Below are 22838 nucleotides of genomic sequence, written 5' to 3'. Positions count from 1 at the left end.
CCATCGGCACCGGCGGCAACGGCGGCAACGCCGGCAATGCCAGCGGCACCGCCGGAAGCGGTGGGGCCGGCGGCGGCGGCGGGGTCGGCGGCATCGGTGGCAGCAGTTCGGTAACCGGCGGCGACGGAGGTGGCGGAGGCCAGGGCGGCACCGGTGGGTTGACCGGCACCGTCGGCAGCGGCGGAACCGTCGGCAGCGGCGGTACCGGTGGCGCCGGCGGCAAGGGTGGTGCCGGCATCGACGCCGCCGCGGGAACCGGCAGCGACGGCGGCAACGCCGGCAATGGTGGCCTCGGCGGCAACGGCGGCAAGGCAGGTAACGCCACCGGCACCGCGGGCAGTGGTGGTGCGGGCGGCGCCGGAGGGATAGGCGGCGCCGGCGGTAGCGGTGTCGAAAACACCGGCCTACCTGGCGATGGCGGCACCGGCGGCACCGGTGGGACTGGCGGCAAGGGCGGCACCGGCGGTGATGTCGGCACCGTGGGCACGGGCGGAGTGGCCGGCAAGGGCGGTGCGGGCGGCACCGGCGGCGGCGGCGGTGATGGTGGTGACGCGGGCACAGGAGCCGTGGCCGGCGCCGGCGGTGCCGGCGGTGCCGGTGGTGACGCCGGGCTCGGCGGTACCGGCCCATCCGGGGGTGCGGGTGGCACTGGCGGCGACGGAGGCGCCGGCGGCGACGGGGGCACCACGGACGCCCCAGCCCAAGGTGCGGCCGGCGGTATTGGCGGCAAGGCGGGCGCCGGCGGCGGCGGCGGTACCGGCCTCACGGGCGTAGGCGGGACCGGCGGCGACGGTGGTGTCGGCGGGGCCGCCGGCAAGGGCGGCGCCGGCGAAAACAGCCAAGGCGGCTTCACCGGCGGCGACGGTGGCGACGGCGGCAAGGGTGGCGACGGCCTCGCTGGCGGCGGTAGAGGCGGCGCCGGTGGCACCGGCGGGGCCGGCGGCTCGGGCGGCGACGGCGCCACTCACAGCTTCAGCATTGGCGGCAGCGGCGGCATGGGCGGCAAAGGCGGTGATGGCGGCAGCGGCACCGGAGCGGGCGCCGCGGGTGGTCACGCTGGGGACGGGGGCCTCGGCGGTGCCGGGGGTGCCGGCGGCGACAGCGCCACCACCGGTTTCAGCCAAGGCGGCCAAGGCGGCCAAGGCGGTGAAGGTGGCACCGGCGGCAGCGGCCTGGGCGTCGGCGGCGACGGCGGCCAGGGCGGTGGCGGAGGAGCCGCCGGCAAGAGCGGCACCGGCGGTGAGAGCAACGGCGGCTACGGCGGCAACGGCGGTATGGGCGGCACGGGCGGCGACGGTGTCGCCGGCGGTGGAGCCGGCGGCAAAGGTGGCGACGGCGCCGCCGGTGCCGACGGCAAATCCGCCGCCACCGCCGTCTTCAGCGCCGGCGGTGGCGGCGGCTACGGCGGCTGGGGCGGCAATGGCGGAAACGGCACCGGAGCCAATGCGGCAGGTGGCGCCGCGGGCGCAGGCGGCGACGGAGGTGCCGCTGGCGACGGCGGCGACGTCGGCCCCACCGGACAAAGCCAAGGTGGCCGCGGCGGCCAGGGCGGGCTGGGTGGCAACGGCGGCACCGGCACCGGAGTCGGCGGCAGCGGGGGCCAGGGCGGAGCCGGCGGGGCCGCCGGCAACGGCGGCAAGGGCAGCGATAGCAATGGCGGCCGCGGCGGCGATGCCGGATGGGGCGGCGCTGGCGGCGACGGTGCCGCGGGCGGCGGCACGGGTGGCGACGGTGGCGTGGGCGGTAAGGGCGGCGACGCTGCTGACGCCGAGAACTACAGCTATGCGGACCGCGGCGGTCGTGGCGGCGTCGGCGGCAACGGCGGCAACGGCACCGGGGCGCAGGCCGCGGGTGGCAACGCGGGGAACGGCGGCGCGGGCGGTGCCGGCGGCACCTCCGGGGACGTCACCAACGCCAGCGGCCAGACCGCCGGCGACTATGGCGGCACCGGCGGTGCTGGCGGCAGAGGCGGCACCGGAGCCGGCGGCGTTGGCGGCAATGGCGGCGACGGCGGCGACGGCGGTGCCAGTGGGAATGCCGGCACCGGCGGCCAGTACATCTACTCCGGCGGCGGCGGCGACGGCGGCTGGGGCGGTGATGGCGGCGACGGCTTAACCGGCGGCGGCAAGGGCGGCGCCGGCGGCAAGGGCGCCGATGGCAGCGACGTCACCGGCAGCGCTTCGACCACGCAGCTCGAGGCCGGCTACGGCGGTTGGGGCGGCAGAGGCGGCAACGGCGGCGCCGGTACCGGCGCCGGGTCGACGGGCGGTGACGGCGGCGCAGGTGGCGCGGGCGGCACCGCGGGCGACATCCTGAGCGCCGGCAGCAAAGACCCCAACAGTCCAAGTTACGCCGCCTGGGGCGGCTGGGGCGGCCAGGGCGGCAACGGCGGAGCCGGTGTCGGTCTGGGCGCCAGCGGGGGTAACGGCGGGGCCGGCGGCGCTGCCGGCGACGCCGGCCAGAGCGCCCCCGGCGGTTACACCCATGGCGGCGGCGGTGGTCGCGGCGGCGACGGCGGCCTCGGCGGCAACGCCGACAGCAATGGCGGTGTCAACGGCAACGGCGGCGACGGCGGTCACGGCGGCAACAGTTCGGCCGGTTACGGCGGCGGCGACGGCTACAACGGCGGCAACGGCGGCAACGGCGGCAACGCCGGCACCGGTGGCACCGGTGGCGACGGCGGCAACGGCGGTAACGCCGGCACAGCCGGCAACGCTGGCGACGGCCTCGACGGCACGTCCCAAAATGGTGGCCGCGCTTGGAAATTCGATTCTGACGTAGGCGGGAACGGGGGCAACGGCGGCAACGCCGGTTCGGCCACCGGCCTCAACGGCAACGGCGGCCATGGCACCGCTGGCGCCAACGGCGGCAGCGGTGCTTCGGGCAGCGCCGACGGGGGCAACGGCGCAGCCGGCGCCGACGGCGGCAACGGCGGTAACGCCGGCACCGGTGGCATCGGCGGCGTCGGCGGCAACGCCGGCGTCGGCGGGAACGGCGGCAACGGCGGTGCCGTTCCGTCCGGTGGCAACGGCGCCAACGGCGGCAACGGCGGCAACGGCGGAAACGGCGGCAACGGACCCGGCGGGGTCGGTGGCTACGGGGCCGGCGGCGGCTCGGCCGGTCTCCGCGGCATCCCGGCCGGCACCGACGGAACGCCCGGCGGCGACGGCACTAACGGCACACCTTCACCTCCGTAAACGCTGGCGCTCAGTCAAAATTCAACATTTTTGCAGGAGCCATTCCATAGCTTCCGGCCATGTCATTTGTGATTGCGCCCGAGGCGTTGGCAACTGCGGCCGCCGAGTTGGCCGCTACCCGGGTAACCGCGCTGCCCATTACCAAGGTAGCGGCGGCGGCTGGCGACGAGGTATCTGCGGCCATGGCCGAGTTTTTCGGCAGCTATGCGCGTGAATATCAGGAGCTGAGCGAGCAGGCGGCGGCCTATCAGGCACGATTCGTCCAGCTTCTGGCCAGCGCCGGTGGTGCGTATGCGAGCGCCGAGGCGGCCAATGCCTCCCCGCTGCAGCTGCTGGAACAGGCCATCAATACCCCCACCCAGCTGTTGTTGGGACGCCCGCTGATCGGCGACGGCGCGAACGGTTCCGCAGCTCACCCCGATGGCGGGGCCGGCGGGCTGCTATACGGCAGCGGCGGCAACGGATACTCCCAAACGGCCGCCGGCGCGAAAGGCGGGGCCGGCGGCGCGGCGGGGCTCATCGGCAACGGCGGACTCGGCGGCGCCGGCGGCGCGGGCGCGATCGGCGGGGCCGGCGGTAATGGCGGCTGGTTGTGGGGCGCAGGTGGCGCGGGCGGTGCTGGTGGCGCGGCGATATCTGCTGGCGCGGCGGGCGCTGTCGGCGGAGCGGGTGGCCACGCCTGGATCTTCGGCAGCGGCGGAGCCGGTGGTGCAGGTGGCGCTGGCGCGGCGGGCAGCGCCGGCACCCAGGGCCTGACCGCCGGTAGTTCTGGCGGCGACGGCGGCACCGGCGGAGCCGGTGGCGCCGGGGGTGCCGGGGGCCGCGGCGGTTTCCTGGGCGGGCAGGGTGGCATCGGCGGTGGCGGCGGTGCTGGTGGTGACGGCGGTGTGGGTGGGGCCGGAATGACGGGCGCCGACGGCGTGGGCGTGGTACCCGGTAGCGGTGTAATCGGTGCCAACGGCGGAACCGGTGGAACCGGTGGCAACGGCGGCACCGGTGGGGCCGGCGGTGCCGGCGGCCAAGGTGGGATGGAGGCGAGCGGGCACCGAGCCAGTCAAGGCGTCGGCGGCAGCGGCGGAGATGGCGGCGGCGGTGGTACCGCGGGTACCGGCGGCCACGGCGCCACCGGCCCAGACAACACGCCCATCGGCCCGGGTGCCGGTGGCAAGGGTGGTAACGGAGGCAACTCCGGTGGCGGTGGCGCGGGCGGCGCCGGCGGCGCCGGATCGCACCCGGGAGACGCCGGGAGCGTCGGCAACACCCCGGTGGGCGGCACCGGTGGCACGGGTGGCGACGGCGGCCGCGGAGCGACCAGCGGCGGCACAGGTGGCGCCGGCGGCAACGGCGGTACCAGCCCCACCGGCTTTGGCGGTGCGGGTGGTGCCGGCGGCACCGGCGGAACCCCGCTGGGCTCCGGCAACGGCGGAACGGGCGGGGCCGGCGGGACCGGCGGGACCGGCAGTGGCGGCGGCACTGCCGGCGCTGGCGGCACTGGCGGTGCGGGAGGCGTGGGAACAGGTTTCGCTACCGCAACGACCGCCCACGGCGGCACGGGCGGCATCGGCGGTACAGGAGGTGCCGGCCTCAACGGCTCGGACGGCGGCGCCGGAGGAGCCGGCGGCGACGGCGGCAAGGGTTCGGTCTACGCGGGCGCCGGCGGTGCCGGCGGCAGCGGCGGCACCGGCACCAACGGCGGCAGCGGCGGCAGCGGCGGCAACGGCGCCACCGGCGCCGTAGGCAACATCGTCGGCGGTGGCGGCACGGGCGGCGCAGGCGGAACCGGCGGCACCGGGACTAGCGGGGCCGGCGGCAATGGCGGCACCGGCGGCACCGGCGGCCTGGGCTGGGGAGGTTCGGGTGGCGGCCAGGGCGGCGCGGGCGGTAAGGCCGGTAGCGGTTTCACCGGCGGCACCGGCGGCAAGGGTGGCGTGGGCGGTGCAGGCGCTTTCGACAGCTACCACTTCACCTCGATGCCAGGGGGTGCGGGTGGCATTGGCGGAGACGGCGGCATCGGCACCCACGGGGCCGGCGGTACCGGCGGCCAAGGTGGCACCGGCGGGCACGGCGCCGACAGCCCCAGCGATAGCTACTACGGCGGCAGCGGCGGAGCCGGAGGCAAGGGCGGATCGGGCGGTAGCGGCACCGGAGGATCAGGACAGGCTGGCGGGACAGGCGGTGCTGCTGTCAGATCGGGCACCAGTAAAGGAGTGGCCGGCAGCGCCGGTGGCGTTGGTGGCGCAGGCGGGCCGGCCTAGTCAGGACGTCGCGACATGACCCAGACCCCGCACCGTGCGGCCTCTTTCGCGCCAGGTATCGCGCCAGGGTTGACACGGTCAATCCACCGCGTCCCAAGCAATTCGAAAAAGACCCTTGTGACATTCCCGACTAATGCGTCAATGGCCGCTATTGGTCAGAGCGAACTGGACATAAGATCGTCGTCAGGAAGGTCTGACCTGCCCCAAGCCTCATCGCCGTGGCTCAACTACAAGTTCTGGTAACCGCTTGTAATCTGCTGCATTTCAGGGAGTCGAGATGAAATTCAAAGTTGCTCGCCGTGGCGCTGCGGTATTGGGTTGTGCCGCGGCGTTTGTGTTTTCTCCCGCGGTTGCCAGCGCTGATCCCCCTGACCCGCACCAGCCGGACATGACGAAGGGCTACTGCCCGGGCGGTCGATGGGGCTGGGGCAACTTGGCCGTTTGCGACGGCGAGAAGTACCCCGACGGGTCGTATTGGCATCAATGGATGAAGACCTGGGTGGTCGGCCCCCAGTTCTACTACGACTGCGTCAGCGGCGACGAACCCGTTCCGGGGCCGCCTCCACCCGGTGGCTGTAACGGGGCGATTCCGCCCGACGACCCGGCCGCGCCCGCACCCTGACCTCAGCAGGTTGGGCTCCATCGCCAAAGCCGTCACATCTGGGCGATGGAATTTCCGCCGGACCGTTTGGCCTGGTACATCGCCGTGTCTGCGCGGGCAATTAGGGCATCCATCGGCTCGCCGGGATCTGCAATCGTGGCCCCGATACTGAGCGTCGCCTGCACGGTCATGTCGCGAAAGGAGATCGGTTCTTCGGCGCGGGCGCGGATCTTGTCAGCGATCATGGTTAGTTCATGGTCATTGTGAAGTCCGGGGAGCAATACCAGCAGCTCATCGCCGCCCATTCGTCCGACCGTATCGCCTGCGCGCACGCACTCGACGATTCGGCTTGCCAAAGTCGCCAGTACTGCGTCACCCGCGGCGTGTCCGAAAGTGTCGTTGATGCGCTTGAAGCCGTCGGCATCGCAAAACAGCACACCGAGGTGTTCTCCGGGAGATCGCGAGCACTTCACAATGGCCTCGAAACGGGTAATGGTTTCCGCCCGGTTGGGAAGGTCCGTCAAAGTGTCAAATCGGGCCAGGCGTTCGAGGTTTCGCTCCGCTTCGACTTGGTCATCGGCGATTCGCAACGCCATGATCACGTCGTTGGTGCTATTGAGATCGTCGTTGTACGACTTCCCGTGACCCTCGACCCAGTGATAGGCACCATTGCCGACACGAAACCTCGCCTGAACCGACTTGTTGGGGCAAATGCGATTCAGGGTGGCTACTACCATCTCTCGGTCCTCGGGGTGAATGTGCAGGATGAGATCGGAGCCGATCCATCTCTGAGGTGGCTTGCCGAACGCTGCCTCGACCGAGGGGGAAACCCAAATGATCTCGCGTCCGCGTAGGCGGACGATTACGTCCACGGCGTTTTCGGCCAAGATCCGATAGCGGGCATCGGCTTCGGCGCGCTGGCGGCTGAGCAATTCCTTTTCGATGAGTGCCGCTTGCTCGCGTTGGTTGAAATAGAACACGCCCACTCCGCTCGCGAGCCCACCCAGCACGATAGCTAGTGCCCAAGTCGCGTGATCGTCCACTCCGAACCACAGCAGCATTAGCCGCATCAGCCCGATCAAGATCGGAAGACTGATCAGGATGGCGATCATCCGGAGCAGCGCCATTCGATCGGGCCGATTCATCAACCACGCGACGGGGTTGCGGTCGAGACGAACGACCAGGGTCGCGGTGACCAAAAGCATCAAACCCGACGCTGTCGAGAATGCCACGCCGTTAGACGGTGCTGCTAACACTAACGACAGGGCTTGAAACAGATAGCCCACGAATGTAATCGACGGAGCTACAGCCGCACCCAATAAGGACATTGGCCAAACGATGTGAACCCACCGTCGATCGATCCGCGTGAGAGTTACTGCGATCGACAGCGGCACGATTGACAATGCGGTCTGCGGGGCGGGGCGGCCCGGCCATGAGGTATGCATTGTGCGGCCCACCGATACTCTGAACCACCACAGGTCGAAACCGAACGACTTGCCTGATAAGTACTCGATCAGAATCGCGACGGCAATTGCGCCCGCAGCAACGGCGAAGCCGCGCCCGATTGCGACAAACACACGCGAGGGACGCCCCGACTGCACCAAGATGCCCACCGCTAGGAGCCCCAAAAGCAGGGCAGTCCATGGCGTCATCGCAGGCCATGGCGGCACGATCTTGACGAGCTTTTCGACGCCGAGAAACCATCCCACCAGGTTCGCCATCGCGACAGCCAGCACAACAGCGGGAAGGGCCCGTTCTCGCCAAGCGGTCGTACCGCCGGGGTAGATGCGGGAACTAGTCGGCATTCATCGAGGCACTTTCTGCTCGGTGGCCCAACTTGCCGGGTAGGAGTTGCTAGCAGACAATATCGGACCGATACTGTGCGGTCCTAATTTTTCGTCGAACCTGCCAGCCGACGTTTCGCAACGGTCTACATGGGCGGCCAGTGGTTTCGCTGGCGACCGACAAACCGAAAACCAAAGTTGCGATCGTCGAGGCCCGACAACCGCTCGTGCGCTCGATCGATGCGGCCTTTAGCTGCTAAACATTCATGCCCCCGGTCGGACTCGAACCGACACTGTGCGGATTTTAAAAACGGGCGAGTCGCTACCGGCGACGAGGCGAAACGTGTCGCCAAACCGCACATATCGACTGCAGGACAGGGACTTTGAACGTTGCCGGTTCGTCTCCGGTACAGCCTTGACTTAGGGACCAGTTTGCGACAGCGAGGTGCGTCGTTCTGTCTCGATATTCCGGTCCGGCGACGCGTGTTGTTCATGGATCGATAACGACGTAATCCGTGGATAGAGGATTGCTGGGCCCAGCCATTGAGCAACAAATCGGCGTAGTGCGAGTCCTTTGCGCGGCGATTGTCCAGGATCGGTCAGGAGGGACTGAACCGTGCGTAAGGTCATTTCGGCGAGCTGCGCAAGGGCGGTGGTGTCGAGGCTGTGGAGCTTCCAATCGACATCGAGGCGGTGAAAAACCGACAAGCAGAACGCGATTGCGGTGTCAGAGGTCAGCGAGGTGACGGGTTCTCCCTCATGCCGGCGGGTCAATAGGCCCTCCAGCTGCGGATCACCGGAAAGGTTTTCGACTCCGAACGAAACGCATTCGACAACCGCAGTGACCGGGTCGCTGAGTCCGCTGACGTGTTCTACCAACTGGTCGATGAACCCATTGACCGCACGCATTGAGCTGGCGATGAGCAGTGCGTCCGCATTGGGAAAGTAGCGGTACACCGTCTGACGAGTGACACCGAGCCTGCGGGCGACGTCGGCAAGGCGAATCCCCGATCCATGCTCTGCGACCTCTTCATCGACGGCAGTCAGAATTCGCGAAATCGCCTCCTCGTCCGATGACGGCGTCAAACCCGCCCAGCCACGACTACGCATCCGCCGTCACAAGGCTTTCGCTGGTGAATTCGATCGGAAGAGTTGTCGGACCAGTCATTCCCAGCACGGATTTCCAAGGTGCCGGACCAACTCGATTGGTCGCCGGCAGGCGGCGGGTGAGGACTGTCAGGGCTTCGGCCAGTTCGCGGCGCGCCAGGTTCGCCCCCAGGCAGTAGTGCGCGCCCCCACCGAAGGTCAGAATTGCGGGTACGTCTTTGCGCGCGATGTCGAAGCGGTCAGCATCGCGGTAGATCGCCGGATCTCTGTTGGCTGCAAAGGTGTTCGCGAGTACGAAGGTCCCCGACGGGAACACATAGCCACCGAACTCGACATCCTCGACGGCGGCTCGCGGCACGATACAGGCCGCCGGTGAGTGACGCATGCTCTCCTCGACCGCCTGCATGGCAAGTTCTGGATGCTCGCGCAGCTTCGCCCATTGATCTGGGTGCTCACAGAGCACCTGCACCGACGCGGCTAGTTGGTTTCGTGTCGTATCCGTTCCCGCCATCAAAAAGCCGGCCACCAGCATGCGGAGTTCGTCGAGATTGAGACGGTCGCCTTCGCTCTCGGCGCGGATGAGTTCGGAGAGCAGATCATCGGTCAGATTGTTTCGGCGGGCGGCGACCATCTCGTCGACGTAGGCGTCGAGTTCACTCCATGCGCGCATGATCGCAGCTTCATCGAAGTTGACATCCGGCTGAAAGTTGAGGGCTTTGAAGACCTCCTCAGTCCAGTCCGCGAACAGCTGCCAATCCTCACGAGGCGCACCGATCAGCGCGCACATGATCGGGGTGGGGTAGGGACGCGCGATGTCGGTCACGACATCGCACCGTCCGGCGTCCGCCACACGGTCGATCAGCCCGTTCACCACCTCGCGGATCGTGTCTTGGAGACGTGATGTCGCGCGGGGAGTGAACGCCTTGGAGACCAGTTTGCGCAACCGGACATGCGGTGGGCCGTCCAGGCCCAGCAGGCTGCTCATCATCTTGTCGTATAACGGTCCTGACGTGATGCCCTGCGCCGCCAGGGTGATACCGGGCGGCATGCGGAATCTATTGTCCCGCAATATGTCCCGAGCCATCTCGTAGGAAAGGATCTCCGGACCGAGAGGCCCGATGGCGATGGGCGCGCACGATTGCGCCTGTCGGACATCCTCAAGGATGTCGTGCGGAGTGGCGGTGAGGCTGTAATCGAGCGTTGGGAGACCAGCTTCGAAGACGTTGGGGACGGTGTTGCGCGCGTTCATTGAATGTCTCACTTCCGCTGGAGCCCAGATAGACCTCTGGTACGGACACATATACCAAGAGCGTATGACCACTGCCCCAAGGCGGTCAACGTCTACAGGCTATTAAGTGCTCAACGGAGCAATCCACCCCGAGTGATCATACATTTTTTGCCTCAGCGTCCGCGCATGCTCTCCAAGCAACCAGCTTCATGTACTGCGAGAAGTCAATGGGGTGGTTGCTGCACAACGCGGCGCATGACCCTATGTGTGGACGCGGGGTCGCAGCTGGGCACCTGCTTCCATCCCTCACCGTGACCACCTAGGACCGCGTCACCTGCAGGTGTGCTTGGTGCCCCCAGTCGGACTCGAACCGACACTTGGCGGATTTTAAGTCCGCTGCCTCTGCCAATTGGGCTATGGGGGCCCGGCGGGAAATCTAGCGCGCCGCCGTCGGCGACAGGACGTCCCCTACCCCGAAAAACCTAGCGTGCGAACCGGTCACGAGTTGGCTAGGATCGCGCGCCGCGCCTCTAAGGAGTGTCGCGCCTCACTGGGACATATGACAGAGCCGTATCGGCCGCCAAGAGCTTGTTAAAACTGCCCGCGCCAGCGTTAAGACGCCGTAAACGTCTGTCACGCTGCGCCTTTCCGTGGCGACTGTGGAGTCGTGGCTGGTTAGCGTTACGCCAACGCACAGGGGCCGTTACGCAAACACACAGGTTCGACCAGGGGATCGACCAGGGGAGAAATGGTCGGCATGTTTTCACACACAAGGAGCAATAAATGTCATTCCTGACAGCAGTGCCGGAAGAGCTTGCCGCCGCGGCGACGCAACTGGCAGCGATAGGAAGTTCCCTCACGGCGCAGAACGCAGGCGCTGCAGCGCCGACTACCGCCATCGCTCCCGCGGCCGCCGACCAGGTGTCGATCATGCAGTCCGCCCTCTTCACCGCTTACGGCGCTATGTACCAGCAGTTCGCCGCCGAGGCACAGGCGATGCAGGAGCAGTTCGTGCAAACCCTGGGGCTGAGCAGCGGTACTTATGCCTCCACAGAGGCCTCCAATGCCGCTGCAGCAGGATTGAGTTCTGCAGCGGGCTCCGGTGGTGTTCCCGACTTCATCAACACCATCAGCACGCTGCTCGGCGGGCCGGTAACCAGCGTCGGCGGCCAGCCGTTCAGCTTGTCAGGCAACTCGGCCAACTTCGCCAGCTACGAAATCGGCAACTGGGGCTCCGCGGCTTCGAACCTGCTCGGTCTGACCGGCGGTGGTCTGCTGGCCGCGCCTGCCGAAGAGACCGCGGTCGCAGAAGCAGAGGGTGCGGCAATAGGCGCCGCGGAGGGCGCGGCGGAGGCCGCAGCGGCAGCGGGGCCGATCGCGGCCGGCGTGGGCGAGGCAGCCTCGATCGGCGCGCTGTCCGTGCCGCCCAGCTGGGCCGGCCCGGCCACCCTGGTGTCGAGCACTACCCCAGGCGCATTGACCGGCGCCGGCTGGACCACCGCGGCGCCCGCGACCTCACCCGGGATGCTCTACCCCGGCATGCCGGGCATGGCCTCGGCCGCACGCAACAGCGCCGGGTTCGGTGCGCCGCGCTACGGCATCAAACCCATCGTCATGCCGAAGCCGGTGAGCGTCTAAACGCCGGCCAGCACCAGAAACCACTAAGCGCAATTAAGCCAACAGAACAGGAACAAAATGGATTTCGCAGCATTTCCCCCCGAAGTGAACTCCGCGCTTATGTACTCCGGTTCGGGCGCCGGTCCACTCATGGCCGCCGCCACCGCGTGGAGCAACCTGGCCGCCGAGCTGAGCAGCACGGCCACCCAGTACGAGTCGGTCATCACCGCACTGACCACCGAGCAGTGGACCGGCGCGGGGTCGGCAGCAGCAGCCGCCGCAGCCCAGCCATACGTGTCCTGGCTGACCGCCACGTCGACGGCGGCCGAGCAGGCAGCTATGCAGGCCACGGCGTCGGCGGCCGCCTATGAGGCGGCGTTTACCGCGACGGTTCCCCCGCCGGTGATCGCTGCCAACAGGGCAACGCTGGCTGCACTGGTGGCCACGAATTTCCTGGGTATCAACACGCCGGCGATCATGGCCACTGAGGCCCACTACGCCGAAATGTGGGTCCAGGACGCCGTCGCGATGTACACCTACCAGGCCACCTCGGCCGTCGCCGCGGTCCTGCAGCCGCTGACGCCGGCATCGCAGACCACCAACCCGGCCGGCGCGGGCCTGCAAGCCGCAGCCGTCGGCGCGGCCGCGGCCTCCTCTCCCGCCCAGGGCCTTGGCGACATCGTCTCGGGGTTGCAAACCGAACTGACCAACCTGGCCCTCGGCACCTCCTCCATCGGTACCGGTCTCTGGAACATGTTGCCCACCAGCGTGCAGGACATGCTGACCGCACTGGACGGCTTCCTTGGCACCCCGCTGATCTTCAACGGCATCCAGCAGGTAGGTGTCACCGCGTCGTGGTTCGTCTTTGCCGCGATCCCGAACGCCATCTTGGGCTCCCACACTGCTGCCGGTCTCTATGGCGGAGCCGAAGCCGCCGAAGCCGCCGGTGCGGCCGCCGTCGAGGGGGCGGCTGCGGGACTCGCCAGCGAGGTGGCGCCGGTTGGGGCGGCCGCCAGCCTCGGCGAGGCGTCGCTGGTTGGCAGCCTCTCGGTACCGGCAAGCTGGACGTCGGCCGCACCGGCGGCGGCCAACGTCGGTACAGCGCTGGCCGGCAGCGGCTGGACCGTCCCCGAGGAAGCCGGAGCGGTCACCGGGATGGCCGGAATGCCGGGCATGGCCGCAGCTGCCAAGGGCGCTGGTGCATACGCCGGGCCGCGGTACGGGTTCAAGCCGGTGGTCATGCCCAAACAGGTCGTCGTGTGATGGGAGAAAAAAGAAAGGACATGTCACTCAATTCAGCCCAGCATTTCATCGAAACGCCGTAGTCTCGGCGATACGGCTAACGCCGTACCTATACAACTGCTAAACCCTTAGCAACCACAGACTTCAAGAAGGGGATACCGAGCATGACCACACGCTTTATGACCGACCCGCACGCGATGCGCGACATGGCCGGCCGTTTTGAAATGCACGCCCAGACCGTCGAAGACGAGGCCCGCCGGATGTGGGCGTCCTCGCAGAACATCTCCGGCGCCGGCTGGAGCGGTCTGGCCGAGGCCACCTCGCTGGACACCATGGGCCAGATGAACACCGCTTTCCGCAACATCGTGAACATGCTGCACGGCGTTCGCGACGGCCTGGTTCGCGACGCGAACAACTACGAGCAGCAAGAGCAGGCCGCTCAGCAGACCCTCAGCAGCTAACTTCCAGCCGACACTTTTACCAGCCAAGGAGAACAAAAACTATGACTATCAACTACCAGTTCGGCGATGTCGACGCCCACGGCGCACTGATCCGCGCGCAGGCCGCGAGCCTGGAGGCCGAGCACCAGGCCATCGTTCGCGATGTGCTGGCCGCCGGCGACTTCTGGGGCGGCGCCGGTTCGGTGGCTTGCCAGGAGTTCATCACCCAGTTGGGCCGCAACTTCCAGGTGATCTACGAGCAGGCCAACGCTCACGGCCAGAAGGTTCAGTCCGCCGGCAGCAACATGGCGCAAACAGACAGCGCCGTCGGCTCCAGCTGGGCCTGATCCCACAGCAATTGGCGTGGCCGCACACCGAAAGGTGTGCGGCCACGCTTTTTGTGTATCGGCGTTTTATGCATCGGCTATGTAGCGGCCTTAGCGCGATATCACCCCGCCATCGGCGAGTGCGGGATCACCGTCGGGCGGACTCCCAACCGCTCGGCACCGCCGCCGGCCTCGCGCCCGACCATGCCTCCCAGCGGCAGCTTGGAGACGGTGGTACTACTCGCCGCGGCCGGGGCCACACCCGCGTCGGTCGCCGGCAGCCCCACTGCGCCGACCGGAGTCACCGATCCGGCCGACAGCGCCTCGGCCCAGCTCGGCGGCACCGACAAGGTACCCAGTGCGGCAGCCTGACCTACGCTCGCCGACGCCGCCGGAGCACCCAGCCCGGGCAACCCGGCCATGCCTCCCAGCGCACCCAGCCCTCCGGCTTCGGTCAATTCGTCGGCGCCCAGGAAGTCCAGGCCCACACCGGCGAGGTCCAGACCCACGCCGCCACCGTCCAAGCCGACCAGGCCGACGGCGTCCATACCGAGACCTGTCGTGTCCTCGGCCAGTCCCAGCTGGCTCCCACTCAGGCCGGTCAACCCGGTGACCGCGCCCTCTAGCGCTTCGACTGTGTTGCCGACGCCCTTGAACGCGCCCTTCCCGGAGGCGCCGGTCAAGCTCGACAGCGCGGTGATCGGCGCGCTGGCCCCCGAGGACGCGACGGTCGCCGCCTGTCCCGTCGCCGCCGGAGAAAGCGCGGCCGCCGGGCTCGCAAACCCCTGCAGGGCCTGCGGGACCGCCGACATGGCCGCCGTCTGCGCCTGAGTGCCGGCTGAAGCGGCGAGGGTATTGCCGGCCACCGACGCCTGACCCGCCAGTCCGCCGGGATTGGTGGTCTGCGGCGGCGCGGCAAACGGCGTCAGCCTGGTGACCGCGGCAGAGCTGTCGGCGTAGGTGTACATCGCGGCGGCGTCCTGCGCCCACATCTCGCCGTAGAGGGCTTCGGTGGCAGCGATCGCCGGAGTGTTCTGCCCGAAGACGTTGGTCGCGACCAACGCCGCGAGTTGGGCACGGTTGGCCGCGATCGCCGGCGGCGGCACCGTCATGGCGAAGGCCGCTTCATAGGCGGTGGCGGCCGCGGCGGCCTGGGCGGCCGCCTGCTCACACCCGGCGGCGGTCGCCCGCATCCAGGCCAGGTAGGGCGCGGCCGCGGCCGCCATCGAAACCGAAACCGGACCCAGCCACGACTCGGCCGTCACCCCGGACACCACCGCCTCGTAACCACTTGCAGTGGAAGCCAATTCGGCCGCCAGCTCGTCCCATCCAGCGGCGGCGACCAGCATCGTCCCGGACCCCGGACCCGCATACATGCGACCCGAGTTGACTTCTGGCGGTAACCCTCCAAAATCCATCGTGTATCTCTCCCCGTATCTATTACTTGCGTTAGCTGTCCCTGCTCACACGACGTGAAACGCGCAACCTTCAGCGCCGGCACTTCATCAGCAGCCAGAGCAATCGCTGTGCCAAGGGGACCCCCGCTGAGCGCGCCCTGCCGACGACAAAAATCACTTTGGGTCAGGTATCCCAGTCGACCGGGCCGAAGAAACGCATATAAATCACATATACGCCCCAGATCTACCGCAGGCCCGTAGCGCCGATACATTTGAGGTTTCTATGAGGTCAGTGACGACCCCATGTGTGCTTGGAAGAATGACAGCAACATGACCACAATGTCGGGATACGCGCGCAGTCAACGTCCGCGTCAGGCCATCCTGGGGCAGCTGCCCCGCATCAACCGTGCTGACGGCTCGCCCATCCGGGTGCTGCTGGTCGACGACGAGCCGGCGCTGACCAATCTGGTCAAGATGGCCCTGCACTACGAGGGCTGGGATGTCGAGATCGCCCACAACGGTCGTGAGGCGATAGCCAAGTTCGACCGCGTCAGCCCCGACGTCCTGGTGCTCGACATCATGCTTCCCGATGTGGATGGGCTGCAGATTCTGCAGCGGGTCCGCGAATCGGACGCGTACACGCCCACCCTGTTCCTCACCGCCCGCGATTCGGTGATGGACCGGGTAACCGGCCTGACCGCGGGCGCCGACGACTACATGACCAAGCCGTTCAGCCTCGAGGAGCTGGTCGCGCGGCTGCGTGGGTTACTGCGCCGGTCCAGCCACCTGGCCCCGCCCGCCGATGAATCGCTGAAGGTCGGCGACCTCAAACTCGACGCGGCCAGCCGGGAGGTCACCCGCGGCGGCGATCAGATGTCACTGTCCTCCACTGAATTCGAACTGCTGCGCTTCCTGATGCGCAATCCGCGCCGCGCGCTGAGCCGCACCGAAATTCTCGACCGCGTCTGGAACTATGACTTCGCCGGGCGAACGAGCATTGTGGACCTGTATATCTCTTACTTAAGAAAAAAGATCGACGCCGACCGAGAGCCGATGATTCACACGGTCCGCGGGATTGGATACATGCTCCGACCACCGGAATGACGACCGGAATGACGCGCGACCGCAACACCTCGTCGCGGAAGCTTCCCCGCTGGCTCCCCCGCTCGCTACGCCGGCAGTTGCTGCTGGGCGTGCTGGCCGTGGTGACCGTCGTGCTGGTGGCCGTGGGCGCCGTCTCGGTACTGAGCCTGCGCGGCTATGTCACCGCGATGAACGACGCGGAAGTCGCCGAATCCCTGCACGCCTTCAGTCACTCGTATGCCAGATACCGCAACGGCGAACACACCTCGATACACACAGGCAATCCCCCGGTGGCCCAGGCGCTGCTGGAGTTCACCGGACAGACTCCGGGCAACCTCATCGCGGTGCTGCGCGACGGCGTCGTGATCGGCTCGGCCGTCTTCTCCGAAGACGAACCACGGCCCGCACCGCCCGACGTCGTGCGTGCCATCGAGGCCCAGTCCTGGACCGACAGGCCATCGCGCGTGGAAAACCTCGGCAGCTTGGGTTCCTACCAGGTGGACAGCCGGGCGGCCGGGTCCGAACGCCTGGTCGTCGGGGTTTCGCTGAGCGTCGCCGACCAGATCATCACCCGAAAACAGGTCACCACCACCGCGCTCGTCGCCACCGCGTTGATCATCACCGCGGGCCTGACGGTGTGGGTGGTGGGAGTCGCGCTGCGCCCGCTGCGCCGCGTCGCCGCGACCGCCGCCGAAGTCGCCGCGATGCCGCTTGCCGGCGACGACCACCACATCAGCGTGCGGGTCCAGCCGGCCGATACCGACCCGGCCACCGAAGTCGGGATCGTTGGGCACACGCTGAATCGCTTGCTGGACAACGTAGATAGCGCGTTGGCCTATCGCGTCGAGTCCGACCTGCGAATGCGCCAATTCCTCACCGACGCCAGCCACGAACTGCGCACGCCGCTCGCTGCCATCCAGGGCTATGCCGAGCTGACTCGTCAAGACAGTTCGAGCCTGCCGCCCACCACCGAATACGCGCTGGCCCGCATCGAGTCGGAAGCCCGGCGAATGGCGCTGCTGGTCGAAGAGTTGTTGCTGCTGTCCCGGCTGGGCGAGGGCCAGGATCTGCAAACCCAAAACCTCGACCTGGCCGACCTCGTTCTCAACGCGGTCAACGATGCGGCCGTGGCGGCGACCACCCACCAATGGGTCAAGAACCTGCCCGACGGGCCGGTATGGGTCAACGGCGACCACGCGCGGCTGCACCAGCTGGTCAGCAATCTGCTCACCAACGCCTGGGTGCATACCCCGCCCGGGGTCACGGTTACGACGGCAATCACCTGCCACCGGCAGGACCCCAACGGGCCGTACGCCGAATTGACGGTTACCGACGACGGACCCGACATCGACCCGGAATTGCTGCCCCGGCTGTTCGAGCGGTTCGTCCGCGCCGACAAGTCGCGATCCGATGGGACCGGCCACGGACTGGGCCTGGCCATCGTCAATTCCATCGTCAAGGCACACGGCGGTTCGGTAACCGCCGAGTCCGCCGGCGGCATCACCGTCTTTCGGGTTCGGCTGCCGATGATCGACGAGCCCATCACCGATAACAGCTAGCAAAAGTCACCGCTGCGGCCGTAAAAAATTCGTTAAGGGATGTCCCGGCGGCCCGCGACGACGCCTAGCCTCTTCTTCGGCCCTCCCCCGGCGGGCTGGATCGATGTCGCGTGTGAACGGAGTTAGGGATGTCCGTGGTGGTGTACCTGGCGCTGACGGCGGCGATATTCGCCGCGTTCGGCGCACTGCTGAACTTGGGGCTGAAGTAACAGTGAGTGCCGCTAACACCGTCGGACTGACGCTGGCCATCTTCATCGCACTGTTGCTCGCCGCAGCCCTGCTGTATCCGGAAAAGTTCTGATGAGCACCACCACCGCGGGGGTGCTGTTCCTGCTGTTGCTCGTTGCCGCACTCGCGGTGGCACACGTGCCACTGGGCGACTACATGTTCGGCGTCTACACCTCCGAAAAGCATTCCCGCACCGAGCGTTTCATCTATCGGCTGATCGGCGCCAACCCGGCGGCCGAACAGACCTGGGTGACATATGCGCGCAGCGTGCTGGCGTTCTCGGCGGTCAGCGTCATATTTCTGTTCGTGCTGCAGCTGGTGCAAGGCAAACTGCCGCTACACCTTGCCAATCCGGCCACCCACATGACGCCGGCGCTGGCCTGGAACACCGCCGTCAGCTTCGTCACCAACACCAACTGGCAGGCCTACGCCGGCGAAACGACTCAGGGCCACCTGGTGCAAATGGCCGGTTTGGCGGTGCAGAACTTCGTGTCCGCCGCCGTCGGCATGGCCGTAGCCGTCGCGCTGGTGCGTGGATTCGCCCGGCACCGCACCGGCGAACTCGGCAACTTCTGGGTCGACCTGACCCGCGGCACGCTGCGCATCCTGTTGCCGATCTCGATCCTCGGTGCCATCGTCCTGGTTGCCGGGGGCGCCGTGCAGAACTTCCACCTCAACGACCAAGTCGTCACCACACTGGCTGGCACGCAGCAGACCATTCCCGGTGGCCCGGTCGCCAGCCAGGAGGCGATCAAGGAGCTCGGCACCAACGGCGGCGGCTTCTACAACGCCAACTCCTCGCACCCCTTCGAAAACCCGACCGCGTGGACCAACTGGATCGAGATCTTCCTGCTGCTGGTGATCAGCTTCTCGTTGCCCCGCACCTTCGGCCGCATGGTGGGCAGTAAGAAGCAGGGATATGCGATAGCCGCGGTGGTCAGCGTCATCGCCGCATTCAGCGTCACCGTGATGATGCTGTTCCAGCAGCAGCACCACGGCACCGTGCCGACCGCGGTGGGCGCCTCGGCCGAAGGGGTCGAGCAGCGCTTCGGCGTCGCCGATTCCGCGGTGTTCGCCGACGCGACCACCCTGACCTCCACCGGCGCCATCGACTCAACACACGACTCTTACACCAGCCTGGGCGGCATGATGACGATGTTCAACATGCAGCTCGGCGAGGTCGCGCCCGGTGGCACCGGCTCGGGGCTCTACGGCATCCTGATCCTGGCCATCATCACGGTATTCGTCGCCGGGCTCATGGTGGGGCGGACTCCGGAATACCTCGGTAAGAAGATCAATCCGCGCGAGATCAAGCTTGCCGCAAGCTATTTCCTGATAACGCCGCTGATCGTGCTGATCGGCACCGGCGTCGCGATCGCCCTGCCGGGCCAGCGTGCCGGCATGGCGAACACCGGTCCGCACGGGTTGTCAGAAGTGCTCTACGCGTTCACCTCGGCGGCCAACAACAATGGTTCGGCGTTCGCGGGACTGTCGGCAAACACGGTGTGGTACAACACCGCGTTGGGGTTGGCGATGCTGTTCGGCCGGTTCCTGCCGATGATTCTCGTCCTGGCACTGGCCGGTTCGCTGGCCCGCCAGGGCGCCACTCCGGAGTCCAGCGGCACCCTGCCCACCCATCGGCCCCAGTTCGTCGGACTGGTGGTCGGTGTGACGATCATTCTGGTTGCCCTCACCTTCCTGCCCGCGCTGGCGCTCGGGCCGCTCGCCGAAGGGATCCACTGACGGTGTCGGCCTTACTTGAACCCGCGTTGCTGCTGAAGTCGCTGCCCGATGCGGTGCGCAAGCTCGATCCGCGCACGCTGTGGCGCAACCCGGTCATGTTCATCGTCGAAATCGGGGCAGTGTGGGCAACCGTGCTGGCATTCGGCGTAGACACGTGGTTCAGCTGGCTGATCGTGTTCTGGCTATGGCTGACAGTGCTTTTCGCCAATCTTGCCGAAGCGGTGGCCGAGGGTCGTGGCAAAGCACAGGCCGATACGCTGCGAAAGTCGAAGGCCGACACCATCGCCCACCGGTTGCGCGATTGGTCTCCGGGCTTCTTGGAGGCTGGACCGGGCGCGCCCGAAGAGGTACCGGCGCCACTGCTACAGCAGGGCGACATCGTCGTGGTGACCGCCGGCGAGGTGATTCCCGGCGACGGGGATGTCGTGGAAGGCATTGCCTCCGTTGATGAATCGGCCATAACCGGCGAATCGGCGCCGGTGATCCGGGAGTCCGGTGGCGACCGCTCAGCCGTAACCGGCGGCACCACGGTGCTTTCCGACCGCATCGTGGTCAAGATAACCCAGAAACCGGGCGAGAGTTTCGTGGACCGGATGATCGCACTGGTCGAAGGCGCGAATCGGCAGAAGACGCCCAACGAGATCGCGCTGAACATTCTGCTTGCCGCACTGACCATCATCTTCGTATTCGCGGTGGCCACGTTGCAGCCGCTGGCGATCTACTCCAAGGCCAATAACCCTGGTGTGCCCGACACCGCAGCGCTCGGTGCCGACGGCATCAGCGGCATCGTCCTGGTGGCGCTACTGGTGTGCTTGATTCCCACCACAATTGGCGCACTGCTGTCGGCGATCGGGATCGCCGGCATGGACCGGCTGGTCCAGCGCAACGTGCTGGCCATGTCCGGGCGCGCGGTCGAGGCGGCCGGCGACGTCAACACCCTGCTGCTGGACAAGACCGGAACGATCACCCTGGGCAATCGGGAGGCGTCCGAATTCATTCCGGTCACCGGAGTGACCAGCGGGGAGCTGGCCGACGCCGCGCAGCTGTCCAGCCTGGCCGACGAAACCCCCGAAGGTCGCTCGATCGTCGTCTACGCCAAAGAAGCCTACGGCCTGCGCGCACGCACGCCCGGAGAACTCACCCACGCATCCTGGGTGGAATTCAGTGCGGTGACCCGAATGTCGGGCGTCGACATCGACGGGCGGCAGCTACGCAAGGGTGCGGCCAGCTCGGTCGCGGACTGGATCCGCAGCCGCGGCGGCGCCATACCCGCCGAGCTCGGCCAGATCGTCGACGGCATCTCTGCGGCGGGGGGCACCCCGCTGGTGGTGGGCCGGGTGACCATCGGTGACAGCGGCTCGATCGCTGAGGTGCTCGGTGTCATCCATCTCAAGGATGTGGTGAAGCAGGGTATGCGCGACCGGTTCGAGGCGATGCGCCTGATGGGCATCCGGACTGTCATGATCACCGGCGATAATCCGCTGACCGCCAAGGCGATTGCCGAAGAGGCCGGAGTGGACGACTTTCTCGCCGAAGCGACCCCCGAAGACAAGATGATGCTGATCAAGCGCGAGCAGCAGGGTGGGCGGCTGGTCGCGATGACCGGCGACGGCACCAACGACGCGCCGGCGTTGGCCCAGGCCGACGTCGGGGTGGCGATGAACACCGGCACGGCGGCGGCCAAAGAGGCCGGCAATATGGTGGACCTCGATTCCGACCCCACCAAGCTCATCGAGATCGTGGAGATCGGCAAGCAGCTGTTGATTACCCGCGGCGCGTTGACCACGTTCTCGATCGCCAACGACATCGCCAAGTACTTCGCCATCATCCCGGCCATGTTCGTCACGCTTTTCCCGGGCCTGGACCTGCTCAACGTGATGCGGCTGCACAGTCCGCAGTCGGCCATCCTGTCGGCGGTCATCTTCAACGCGGTCATCATCGTCGCGCTGATTCCGCTTGCGTTGCGGGGTGTTCGCTACACGCCGAGTCGGGCATCGAAACTGTTGAGCCGCAACCTTTATCGCTATGGACTGGGCGGCATCGTCGCCCCGTTCGTCGGGATCAAGCTCATTGACCTGCTGGTACAACTACTCCCGGGGATGGCGTGAGATGAACATCGCGAACACTCTTCGCCAGTACTGGGCCGCACTGCGCGCGCTGCTCGTCTTCACCGTGATCCTCGGTTTCGGCTATCCGCTGCTGATCTGGCTGGTGAGTCTGATTCCCGGGCTGCACCACCACGCTGAAGGCTCGATCATCACCGCCGGCGGCAAGGCGGTGGGCAGCACGCTGATCGGCCAGTCGTTCACCGACGCGGCCGGTAACCCGCTGCCCCAGTACTTTCAGCCCAGGCCGTCGGCGGCGGGGTATGACCCGCTGTCGAGTGGCGGCAGCAATCTCGGGCCCGAGAGCGTGGTCGACACTCCCGCCGATCCGGCCAAGCTGGCCGCCGGCGCAAAGCCGGCCGACGCGGGGTTCAAGGCGAGCCTGCTGACCATGGTGTGTTCACGCAGTCTGGCGGTTGCTCAGCTGGAAAACGTGAATGGATCGCGGCCGTTCTGCACCGGCGGCGGGGCCGGCGCGGTGCTCTCGGTGATCGGACCACGCGATGCCCGCGGCAGCGTGATTCACCCGATCAGGGTGGTCAGCGTCAACGAGCCGTGCGCAAGCACCAAGCAGCCATTCCTGGACCTCTATCAGGGTGTGCGGGTGGAATGCGCGGTGTTCGGAGAGGATTACACCAACGGGTTGATCGTGCCCGTACGCGGCGCCGCCCCGGCCGATCCCTCGGTACCGCCTGACGCGGTGACCGCTAGCGGCAGTGGGCTGGATGCGGATATCTCGCCGGCCTACGCCGAGATCCAGGTTGCGCGCGTCGCGAAGGCCCGCCACGTCACCCCCGATCAGGTGCGTGCGGTGGTGCAGCAGTACCGCAGCGATCGCGTCCTAGGCATCTTCGGAGAGCCACGCGTTAACGTGGTGCAACTCAATCTTGCCCTGGACCATCGATATCCGGTCAACGGCTAGCGGC

16 protein-coding genes, 1 tRNA gene and 1 pseudogene are annotated in these 22838 nt (G+C 67.4%); 13 read left to right on the top strand and 5 right to left on the bottom strand.

Annotated elements, in window-relative coordinates; genetic code table 11:
- Window positions 1–329 precede the first annotated feature (329 nt).
- From AWC27_RS31250 to AWC27_RS18715, 3 genes and pseudogenes are all read left to right on the top strand, one after another.
- Window positions 330–3197 (top strand): annotated as a pseudogene (locus AWC27_RS31250) (PE family protein); the annotation flags it as partial.
- Between the two features lie 59 nt (window positions 3198–3256).
- On the top strand, window positions 3257–5452 hold the full coding sequence (locus tag AWC27_RS18720) for a PE family protein (RefSeq protein ID WP_085671851.1): 2196 nt from the start codon (window positions 3257–3259) through the stop codon (window positions 5450–5452).
- Between the two features lie 277 nt (window positions 5453–5729).
- Entirely contained in the window at window positions 5730–6074 is a 345-nt protein-coding gene (locus tag AWC27_RS18715; RefSeq protein ID WP_085671850.1) for a hypothetical protein, read from the top strand.
- 32 nt (window positions 6075–6106) lie between these two features.
- On the opposite strand, the gene AWC27_RS18710 is transcribed toward AWC27_RS18715, so the two are convergent.
- From AWC27_RS18710 to AWC27_RS18695, 4 genes are all read right to left on the bottom strand, one after another.
- Window positions 6107–7774 carry a sensor domain-containing diguanylate cyclase gene (locus tag AWC27_RS18710; RefSeq protein ID WP_245847257.1) on the bottom strand — a complete coding sequence of 556 codons (1668 nt, stop codon included), beginning with the start codon at window positions 7772–7774 and terminating at the stop codon, window positions 6107–6109.
- Between the two features lie 483 nt (window positions 7775–8257).
- Window positions 8258–8947: a TetR/AcrR family transcriptional regulator gene (locus AWC27_RS18705; protein WP_085671848.1), complete on the bottom strand. Its 690-nt coding sequence runs from the start codon at window positions 8945–8947 to the stop codon at window positions 8258–8260.
- Entirely contained in the window at window positions 8940–10193 is a 1254-nt protein-coding gene (locus AWC27_RS18700) for a cytochrome P450 (protein WP_085671847.1), read from the bottom strand. The genes AWC27_RS18705 and AWC27_RS18700 overlap by 8 nt, the downstream gene beginning before the upstream one ends.
- A 326-nt stretch (window positions 10194–10519) precedes the next feature.
- A tRNA-Leu gene (locus tag AWC27_RS18695) sits at window positions 10520–10596 on the bottom strand.
- Window positions 10597–10955: 359 nt separating this feature from the next.
- On the opposite strand from AWC27_RS18695, the gene AWC27_RS18690 reads away from it, so the two are divergent.
- From AWC27_RS18690 to AWC27_RS18675, 4 genes are all read left to right on the top strand, one after another.
- The gene (locus AWC27_RS18690; RefSeq protein WP_085671846.1) at window positions 10956–11810 is read left to right on the top strand and encodes a PPE family protein, SVP subgroup; all 855 of its coding nucleotides are present in this window, start codon (window positions 10956–10958) and stop codon (window positions 11808–11810) included.
- Window positions 11811–11867: 57 nt separating this feature from the next.
- The gene (locus AWC27_RS18685; protein ID WP_085671845.1) at window positions 11868–13052 is read left to right on the top strand and encodes a PPE family protein; all 1185 of its coding nucleotides are present in this window, start codon (window positions 11868–11870) and stop codon (window positions 13050–13052) included.
- Between the two features lie 143 nt (window positions 13053–13195).
- The gene (locus tag AWC27_RS18680) at window positions 13196–13492 is read left to right on the top strand and encodes a WXG100 family type VII secretion target (protein WP_083111339.1); all 297 of its coding nucleotides are present in this window, start codon (window positions 13196–13198) and stop codon (window positions 13490–13492) included.
- 41 nt (window positions 13493–13533) lie between these two features.
- Entirely contained in the window at window positions 13534–13818 is a 285-nt protein-coding gene (locus AWC27_RS18675; RefSeq protein WP_083112432.1) for a WXG100 family type VII secretion target, read from the top strand.
- Window positions 13819–13919: 101 nt separating this feature from the next.
- Here AWC27_RS18675 and AWC27_RS18670 read toward each other — a convergent pair whose 3' ends face one another.
- A complete protein-coding gene (locus AWC27_RS18670; protein ID WP_085671844.1) occupies window positions 13920–15215 on the bottom strand; it encodes a PPE family protein in 1296 nt (431 codons plus the stop codon).
- Between the two features lie 309 nt (window positions 15216–15524).
- Here AWC27_RS18670 and AWC27_RS18665 point away from each other — a divergent pair, with 309 nt between their 5' ends.
- The 6 genes from AWC27_RS18665 (at window position 15525) to AWC27_RS18640 (ending at window position 22834) form a co-directional block, all read left to right on the top strand.
- Complete coding sequence (locus AWC27_RS18665; protein WP_083112535.1) at window positions 15525–16298, top strand: response regulator transcription factor; 774 nt, start codon at window positions 15525–15527, stop codon at window positions 16296–16298.
- 8 nt (window positions 16299–16306) lie between these two features.
- On the top strand, window positions 16307–17836 hold the full coding sequence (locus AWC27_RS18660; protein WP_085671861.1) for a sensor histidine kinase: 1530 nt from the start codon (window positions 16307–16309) through the stop codon (window positions 17834–17836).
- Window positions 17837–18047: 211 nt separating this feature from the next.
- Window positions 18048–18137: a potassium-transporting ATPase subunit F gene (locus tag AWC27_RS32250; protein WP_139837079.1), complete on the top strand. Its 90-nt coding sequence runs from the start codon at window positions 18048–18050 to the stop codon at window positions 18135–18137.
- Window positions 18137–19807, top strand: a complete 1671-nt coding sequence (gene kdpA, locus AWC27_RS18650; protein WP_085671842.1) for a potassium-transporting ATPase subunit KdpA — start codon at window positions 18137–18139, stop codon at window positions 19805–19807. The genes AWC27_RS32250 and kdpA overlap by 1 nt, the downstream gene beginning before the upstream one ends.
- A 2-nt stretch (window positions 19808–19809) precedes the next feature.
- Entirely contained in the window at window positions 19810–21915 is a 2106-nt protein-coding gene (gene kdpB / locus AWC27_RS18645; RefSeq protein WP_245847255.1) for a potassium-transporting ATPase subunit KdpB, read from the top strand.
- Between the two features lies 1 nt (window position 21916).
- The gene (locus AWC27_RS18640; protein ID WP_085671841.1) at window positions 21917–22834 is read left to right on the top strand and encodes a potassium-transporting ATPase subunit C; all 918 of its coding nucleotides are present in this window, start codon (window positions 21917–21919) and stop codon (window positions 22832–22834) included.
- The last annotated feature ends 4 nt before the right edge of the window (window positions 22835–22838 follow it).

The organism is Mycobacterium szulgai, from assembly GCF_002116635.1.
Taxonomy (GTDB): Bacteria; Actinomycetota; Actinomycetes; order Mycobacteriales; family Mycobacteriaceae; genus Mycobacterium; species Mycobacterium szulgai.
The sequence above is the reverse complement of the archived record's forward strand: the minus strand, read 5'-3'. Positions and strand labels throughout refer to the sequence as shown.

Bases quoted from the DNA above. Each gene is read 5' to 3' on its own strand.
- AWC27_RS18720 (WP_085671851.1), top strand. From the start codon at position 3,257: ATGTCATTTGTGATTGCGCCCGAGGCGTTGGCAACTGCGGCCGCCGAG.
- AWC27_RS18715 (WP_085671850.1), top strand. From the start codon at position 5,730: ATGAAATTCAAAGTTGCTCGCCGTGGCGCTGCGGTATTGGGTTGTGCC.
- AWC27_RS18710 (WP_245847257.1), bottom strand. From the start codon at position 7,774: ATGGCGAACCTGGTGGGATGGTTTCTCGGCGTCGAAAAGCTCGTCAAG.
- AWC27_RS18705 (WP_085671848.1), bottom strand. From the start codon at position 8,947: ATGCGTAGTCGTGGCTGGGCGGGTTTGACGCCGTCATCGGACGAGGAG.
- AWC27_RS18700 (WP_085671847.1), bottom strand. From the start codon at position 10,193: ATGAACGCGCGCAACACCGTCCCCAACGTCTTCGAAGCTGGTCTCCCA.
- AWC27_RS18690 (WP_085671846.1), top strand. From the start codon at position 10,956: ATGTCATTCCTGACAGCAGTGCCGGAAGAGCTTGCCGCCGCGGCGACG.
- AWC27_RS18685 (WP_085671845.1), top strand. From the start codon at position 11,868: ATGGATTTCGCAGCATTTCCCCCCGAAGTGAACTCCGCGCTTATGTAC.
- AWC27_RS18680 (WP_083111339.1), top strand. From the start codon at position 13,196: ATGACCACACGCTTTATGACCGACCCGCACGCGATGCGCGACATGGCC.
- AWC27_RS18675 (WP_083112432.1), top strand. From the start codon at position 13,534: ATGACTATCAACTACCAGTTCGGCGATGTCGACGCCCACGGCGCACTG.
- AWC27_RS18670 (WP_085671844.1), bottom strand. From the start codon at position 15,215: ATGGATTTTGGAGGGTTACCGCCAGAAGTCAACTCGGGTCGCATGTAT.
- AWC27_RS18665 (WP_083112535.1), top strand. From the start codon at position 15,525: ATGACCACAATGTCGGGATACGCGCGCAGTCAACGTCCGCGTCAGGCC.
- AWC27_RS18660 (WP_085671861.1), top strand. From the start codon at position 16,307: ATGACGCGCGACCGCAACACCTCGTCGCGGAAGCTTCCCCGCTGGCTC.
- kdpA (WP_085671842.1), top strand. From the start codon at position 18,137: ATGAGCACCACCACCGCGGGGGTGCTGTTCCTGCTGTTGCTCGTTGCC.
- AWC27_RS18640 (WP_085671841.1), top strand. From the start codon at position 21,917: ATGAACATCGCGAACACTCTTCGCCAGTACTGGGCCGCACTGCGCGCG.